General features: G+C 58.9%; 6 protein-coding genes and 3 tRNA genes. 4 read left to right on the top strand and 5 right to left on the bottom strand.

The annotated features are described in order from the left end of the window. From DBR30_RS22165 to DBR30_RS12970, 3 genes are all read right to left on the bottom strand, one after another. Positions 1–1,131, bottom strand: a 1,131-nt coding sequence (locus DBR30_RS22165; protein ID WP_375135849.1) for a YncE family protein, incomplete at its 3' end; no start/stop codon positions are given. Between the two features lie 4 nt (positions 1,132–1,135). Continuing rightward, entirely contained in the window at positions 1,136–1,585 is a 450-nt protein-coding gene (locus DBR30_RS12975; protein WP_108542196.1) for a hypothetical protein, read from the bottom strand. A gap of 128 nt (positions 1,586–1,713) precedes the next feature. Further along, complete coding sequence (locus DBR30_RS12970) at positions 1,714–2,199, bottom strand: YqhA family protein (RefSeq protein WP_042657617.1); 486 nt, start codon at positions 2,197–2,199, stop codon at positions 1,714–1,716. Positions 2,200–2,476: 277 nt separating this feature from the next. Between DBR30_RS12970 and DBR30_RS12965 the strand changes: the two genes are divergently transcribed. Beyond that, positions 2,477–3,466: a DUF2860 family protein gene (locus DBR30_RS12965; protein WP_108542195.1), complete on the top strand. Its 990-nt coding sequence runs from the start codon at positions 2,477–2,479 to the stop codon at positions 3,464–3,466. Positions 3,467–3,690: 224 nt separating this feature from the next. On the opposite strand, the gene DBR30_RS12960 is transcribed toward DBR30_RS12965, so the two are convergent. Beyond that, a tRNA-Asn gene (locus tag DBR30_RS12960) sits at positions 3,691–3,766 on the bottom strand. A gap of 4 nt (positions 3,767–3,770) precedes the next feature. Next, positions 3,771–3,846, bottom strand: a tRNA-Asn gene (locus tag DBR30_RS12955). Between the two features lie 49 nt (positions 3,847–3,895). On the opposite strand from DBR30_RS12955, the gene DBR30_RS21100 reads away from it, so the two are divergent. The 3 genes from DBR30_RS21100 to DBR30_RS12945 all read left to right on the top strand — a co-directional run bounded on the left by DBR30_RS21100 (position 3,896) and on the right by DBR30_RS12945 (position 6,341). Then, positions 3,896–4,225, top strand: coding sequence for a hypothetical protein (locus tag DBR30_RS21100; RefSeq protein ID WP_146181120.1), 330 nt, complete (start codon positions 3,896–3,898; stop codon positions 4,223–4,225). 108 nt (positions 4,226–4,333) lie between these two features. Continuing rightward, entirely contained in the window at positions 4,334–6,070 is a 1,737-nt protein-coding gene (gene dauA / locus DBR30_RS12950) for a C4-dicarboxylic acid transporter DauA (protein ID WP_005333688.1), read from the top strand. Positions 6,071–6,253: 183 nt separating this feature from the next. After that, positions 6,254–6,341, top strand: a tRNA-Ser gene (locus DBR30_RS12945). The last annotated feature ends 3 nt before the right edge of the window (positions 6,342–6,344 follow it).

Here is a 6,344-nt window from a genome sequence, read left to right as displayed (position 1 = left end):
ATCCTGCCCCATGGCGTTGTGCACCAGAATATGGTCGCCATCGATCAGCAGATCCCGCGGATTCTGGCCCGGCAGGTGGCGCAACAGCTGGGTTGCCTTGGCGCCCCCCTGAAATTTCTTGCGGCGGTGGCGGTTGTTGTTGGACTTGCCGCTGCGGGAGAGGTCAAACACCAGCAGATCCTCCGAGCCCGCCAGGGTCAGGTAGACCCGCTTGCCATCGGCGGCGAAGCGCGCCGCGAACGGGTTGGAGACGATCTGGCTGCGGTTGCCGACGCTTGGCAGATTGATCTGCAAAAAGAGCTGCTTTCTTTCATCTACCCGCTCTTTCTCCTCATCCAGATCGATGATGGAAACCGCCGGAAAGACGGTGCTCTGAAACTGGAAGGGGTGATTAAAGCTCCACAGCACGTGGGGCAGCCAGGCCTCGCTGCCATCGGGGGAGAGGGCGATGCCATCGAGCAGGCGCGGCAAGCCCTGAGAGTCGCTCGGCGTGTCGCTGTGGGTTTCAGCCAGAGTGATGAGCTTGGGCTTGGGCAGGGCAGTCTCGGACAGAGAGGTGCCCTTGGTGCCGTGGCCAAGCTTGGCGAGATCATAGATGGCGAGCTTGCCGGTCATGGCGTGGGTCAGCAGCAGGCGATAGTCGTTGGTCAGGGCTAGTCCACGGGGAGTCTCTTCGGTTTCTGCATCCAGCTGGAGGTTGCCCGCGGTGTCGTAGGCTTGCAGGCGAGCGGATTCGAACAGCGTCACCCAGAACCACTGCCGCTTGGCATCGAAGATGACCCCGTAGGGTCTATGGCCGGTGGGGATCGCCTTTTCCAGATCGAGATCATCATCCAGCAGCAACAGGCGATCGCCGCTGTAGTCGGTGACCAGCAGAGTGCCATCATCGGCGCGGGCAAGCTGGCGTAGATCGCCCCCCAGCTGCACCTCTTTGAGCCGCTTGCCGCTATCGCGCTTAAGCAGGGTGACGGAACCTGCGCTCAGGTTGGCGGTGACGAGGCGCGGGCTTTGCCCCTCCTCATAGGCGATCATCCCGGCGCCCATCTGCTGGGCCAACGCAAAGGGGCTGGCCAGCAGCAGGACGAGGGCCAGCAGGGGTGACAAATATGCAGAAAACGATGACTTCAACATGGGATCAGGTGCGCCATTTCAAGATGGTCCAGCGCCAAGCGTGGCGCAGCACCAGAGGAGTTAACGCCAACGCGCTCAGCCAGTGGGCCCAGCTGGCGAGGTTGCCCATGGTATCGCCCGGGGTGCCGTGCAGCACCAGCAGCAGGCCGCTGGCCAGACAGACCAGCAGCAGAGCTTCGATAATCCGCCCCGTGGTACGCAAAAAGGGTTTGTTGCTGCGGCTTAACAGGTTGCGATGGGAGAGCCAGAAGGCGCCAAACAACAGCGGAAACAGGGTGAGCGAGAGCATTACGTGCAAAAACAGATTCCAGCGCGCCAGCGACCAGATCGGGGTCAGCGGCTCCCACAGCAGCAGGCCGGAGAAGAACATCAGATAGAGGGTGCCCTCGGCGGCCTGATGGTGGTAGGCCAGCCACTGCCAGAATTGTCGGGGTGAGAGGGAAAGGCTTGTCATAAAGGCTCCAGCACCCGGGCAGGGCAGCCCGGGGGGAGCAAGTTTATAACGCAGTAAGAGTAATGAAAAGTGTTATCAATTGTATTGCTGGTGAATCAAGGCTGAACAAGCACAGTGATCAGGCCCGACTATTTGTGATCCGCCATCCGCTCGGTTACCGCATAGATGAGCGCGGCCAGCGAGAAGGCGAGAAACACCACCACGGACCATTTCATCTCCACCTCATTGGTGATGCCATCTTCGAGAAATGCCTTGAGCACTTCCACCCCGGCGATGGTCACCAGCGAGTTGATGACGATGAGCTTGAGGGAGGCAAAGTTGATCTTGCTGAGCCAGTTGTCGCCGATAGCCTCGCGCTGCTCCTGAGTCTGGATAAATTGCACATAGCCGCAGACCGCCACCAGGATCAGCATCTGGGCCACCAGCACGAAGTCCACCAAGGTCAGCACACCGGTGATGAGGTCCATGTAGGGGATCTCGATGATGTTGATGCAGAGCAGATAGAGCTGCATGGCAAACTTCACCATCAGCAGGGCCACGCACACCAGAATGCAGACGTAGAAGGGGAACATCATCAATCGGCTGCCATTGAGCATGAAATTGAATCGACGCATGAAAACTCCGATGTTGGGAACAGAGGTAAATAGAGTGAGTATGACGCGAGCAGTCCGCAGCGTTGCATGACTGTGGGGACTGATTATGCCGGGTCGTCCCCTGCTTGCGCCTATAAAAAAATAAAAAGCCATCATAAAAAATAAAACCGCATTCTGCCGTCTTATTTGTGATTTTTCCCTGCCGTAACATGCCGCTTCTCGATTCCGGGGGGCGACTGCCTCCCTCCTATTTATCAGGCTCGGCCCACTCTCGTGGCCGCTTGCCAGGAGTGTTGCGATGCGTATTGGTCTGCTGTTGGGTATGGGTGTACTGGTTGCAAGCGGGGTTCAGGCGCAAGATCTGGGAGCCATTCCCGGGGAATCTGGCTTTTCCGGCAGCGTGCTGGCGGGGGCCAGCGTTGGCGAGACCAGGTCCAATTTTGCCACGGGAAGTGCAGGTAGCGAGCGGATAGATGCTCTGGGTGCTGCGGCAAAGCAACAGAATGTTGCACCGGCGATCAACGGAGATCTGCGCTACACCTTTGCCTCCACCGGTAGCCAACTGTTTCTGGGCAACCTCATTCAGGATGCCATTCGCGGCGACGGCACCCAGCAGTTCGGGCTGCGTCAGAAACTGGGGGACAAGGGGATCGTGGCCGGTTCGCTGGTGTTCAATGCCACCCCGGTCAAGGTGTGGCGCGATCCCTTTACGGTGGGGGTGGCACGTCAGGAGAGCGATGTGCGATCCCACGGCGCCCGTCTGGCGTGGGACAACATCTGGGGCAGTGCGCTCAGTGGCAGCGTCACCAGCCGCGACGTCAAGGTGGATGGGGAGTCAAGCGGCGAGCAATATGGCCACGCTGTGATGGGGATGCTGGAGCGCAATGGCCGGGTCAATTCCGCCGAGCTCTCCTACCAGTTCCGGCTGGCGGACGATCAGTTCCTTGAGCCAGCATTGCGCTACCAGAAGGCGGATCTGGCAGGTAGCGCCGAGTCTTATGTGAGCAAGGGGTTGCAGCTCACCTACGCCAAAACCTCGCCCCGCTGGTCATTTGTCAGTAACCTCTATCTGGGCAAGCGCGACTATGACGAGGCCAACCCGCTGTTTGGCCAGCGTGCCGACAGTCGCGATATGGCCATCGATGCCACCCTCTTCTGGCACCAGCTGTTTGGCATCGCGCCCCTCTCTGCGGTCCTTAGCGCCAGCTACGCCACGGCAAACTCCGGGATCGACTTTTACGATATTCGTGCCACCAGCATCACCACGGGCCTGCTCTACCGCTTCTGATCCCGGCATCCGGCAGCGAGATGAGGTGTACAAAAAGGGGCTGGTCAATCCAGTCCTTTGTTTATGGGATGGAGCTCAATAGAAAATTCAAGCTGTATGCAGGTTGGTCATCACATGCAGACAAGAGACGTTATAACAGAGGGCATTTGAGGGACGCGCGAGGTAGGGAAGGGGGCGAACAGCAGATACGAAAAAGCCCAGCCAAAAGGCTGGGCTTTAGAATTTGGCTCCCTCGACAGGACTTGAACCTGTGACATACGGATTAACAGTCCGCCGTTCTACCGACTGAACTACGAGGGAAAAGTGGCTCCTCCTACTGGACTTGAACCAGTGACATACGGATTAACAGTCCGCCGTTCTACCGACTGAACTAAGGAGGAATTACCTGTCTCGTTAAGACGGGGCGAATATTAATGACCAGGGCGGCGGGTGTCAACCCGCGAATTTCCCGAAAACCGGATTTTCGGACTGTTTGCCCAAAAGTTGCGCTTTGCGGTTTATTTTCAGCACAATCAGTCCCTTGCCATCGCCGCCCCCAACCGGCGCAGGGGTTATTGGCTCGGTTCGCATCAACCTGATGATGCCCGCATGATGTCGCGAACGTGCAGGCAATCAATGGAGGCTCAAATGGTAATCTTTGCGGCTAAAAGAGGGAGAGCAGGAGTCAAGATCGGCGATTTGGCGGCAAATAGGCCAAATAATGGGTCAGAATGCTTTTCATTGATCCTGCCCATCGAAAAAATGGCCCGTCTGGAGTAAGGTTACGCAGGATACCATCGCCGCGTCGACAGCCCTGCCGGCCCTTGATGATGATCGGGCGCCGGATCTCTCCGGCCTTTATCTCCCTCTTCTGGTATTACGATATACATGCACAAGCAAGCCTCTTTAAATAGCGTGAAGCTCGCCATAGCCTTACGCCAGTCCTGTATTGATGAACCCTACAGCATGGCCCGCTTCGGCCGTGACCTGATCGCCGGTGTGACGGTGGGCATCATCGCCATCCCGCTCGCCATGGCGCTGGCTATCGCCAGCGGTGTACCGCCGCAACACGGTCTCTATACCGCCATCATTGCCGGTATCGTGATCGCCGTGACCGGTGGCTCCCGTTACTCCATCTCCGGCCCGACCGCTGCCTTTGTGGTGATCCTCTATCCTGTCGCCCAGCAGTTCGGGGTCGGCGGTCTGTTGATGGCGACGCTCATCTCAGGCCTCTTTCTGGTGGCGATGGGGATGGCCCGTCTTGGCCGCCTTATCGAGTACATTCCCCCGTCAGTGACGCTGGGCTTTACCGGTGGTATCGCCATCGTGATCGCCACCTTGCAGATCAAGGACTTCTTTGGCCTGAGCGTGCCCGAGATGCCGGAAACCTATCTGGGTAAGGTCGAGGCGCTGGCCGCTGCCCTGCCAAGCTGGCAGTGGGGCGATACCCTGGTGGGGGTCGCAACGCTGGCCGTGCTGCTGCTCTGGCCGCGCCTGCGCCTGCCAGTGCCCGGCCACCTGCCTGCGGTGCTGGTCGGGGTAGGTCTGGGTTTTGGCCTCCATTACTTTGGGGTGGATGTGGCCACCATCGGCAGCAAGTTCAGCTATACCCTGGCCGATGGCACCCAGGGGATGGGGATCCCGCCCATCGCGCCAACTCTGGTGATGCCCTGGGCCTTGCCCGGACCGGATGGCTTGCCAGTTGAATGGAACCTGGCGGCTGTTGAGCGGCTGCTGCCTGCCGCCTTCTCCATGGCGATGCTGGGGGCGATCGAATCGCTGCTCTGCGCTGTGGTGCTGGATGGCATGACCGGTCGCAAACACAGCTCCAACGCCGAGCTGGTGGGGCAGGGGCTTGGCAACATCTTCGCCCCCTTCTTTGGCGGCATTACCGCTACCGCTGCCATCGCCCGCTCTGCCGCTAACGTGCGCGCCGGTGCTACGTCCCCCATCTCGGGGATCGTTCATGCGCTGGTGGTGCTGGCCGCCATTCTGGTGCTGGCCCCCTGGCTCTCCTGGTTGCCGCTCTCGGCCATGGCTGCCTTGCTACTCATCGTGGCCTGGAACATGAGTGAAGCGCACAAGGTGGTGGAGCTGATCCGTCGCGCCCCCAAATCCGATGTGCTGGTGCTGCTGGTCTGCCTGTCACTCACTGTCATTTTCGACATGGTCATCGCCATCACCTTCGGGGTGATCCTGGCGTCCCTGCTCTTTATGCGCGAAATCGCCAAGATGACCAAACTGCACGATTTGGCCGAGCACAAACGCTATGCCCACGAGGTGCCGGACAACGGCCTGCTCTACAAGATCAACGGCCCGCTCTTCTTCGCAGCGGCCGAACGGGTCTTTGCCGAGCTGGAAGCGCAAGTGAAAGGGCACAAGGTGCTGGTGTTGCAGATGGAGGCGGTTTCCATCCTCGATGCGGGCGGCCTGTCTGCCTTCCTCCACTTTGGCAAGCAGATGGCTAAAGCCGGTGTCGAGTTGCGGGTGGCCGAGTTGCAGTTCCAACCGCTCAAGACCCTGGCCCGTGCCAAGGTGCGGCCGCAGCCCGGCAAGCTGGAATTTTACGGCTCGCTGGAAGAGGCGCTCAAAGGTGAACATTTGCACGAAGCGGCAGTAAATTGATTGAAAGGGATACGAAACGGCATATTTTTGGTCACTTGGTTCGGATATTGAGCAAACGAACGCAAAAAGTAAAAAATTGCATTGACCAAAAGCCATCGTATCCCTTACATTACGCCCCGTCGCCGCGGCATGGTCCGCCAGCGAATGTGCAGCTCAAGCACATAAAGCAGTGAGCAAAAATTTGGTGAGGTGTCCGAGTGGCTGAAGGAGCACGCCTGGAAAGTGTGTATACGGCAACGTATCGAGGGTTCGAATCCCTCCCTCACCGCCAAAT

The organism is Aeromonas sp. HMWF017, from assembly GCF_003061465.1.
Lineage (GTDB): Bacteria > Pseudomonadota > Gammaproteobacteria > Enterobacterales > Aeromonadaceae > Aeromonas > Aeromonas veronii.
The sequence above is the reverse complement of the archived record's forward strand: the minus strand, read 5'-3'. Positions and strand labels throughout refer to the sequence as shown.

Excerpts from the sequence above, each read along its gene's own strand:
- DBR30_RS12970 (WP_042657617.1), bottom strand. The coding sequence starts at position 2,199 with ATGCGTCGATTCAATTTCATGCTCAATGGCAGCCGATTGATGATGTTC.
- DBR30_RS12975 (WP_108542196.1), bottom strand. The coding sequence starts at position 1,585 with ATGACAAGCCTTTCCCTCTCACCCCGACAATTCTGGCAGTGGCTGGCC.
- dauA (WP_005333688.1), top strand. The coding sequence starts at position 4,334 with ATGCACAAGCAAGCCTCTTTAAATAGCGTGAAGCTCGCCATAGCCTTA.
- DBR30_RS12965 (WP_108542195.1), top strand. The coding sequence starts at position 2,477 with ATGCGTATTGGTCTGCTGTTGGGTATGGGTGTACTGGTTGCAAGCGGG.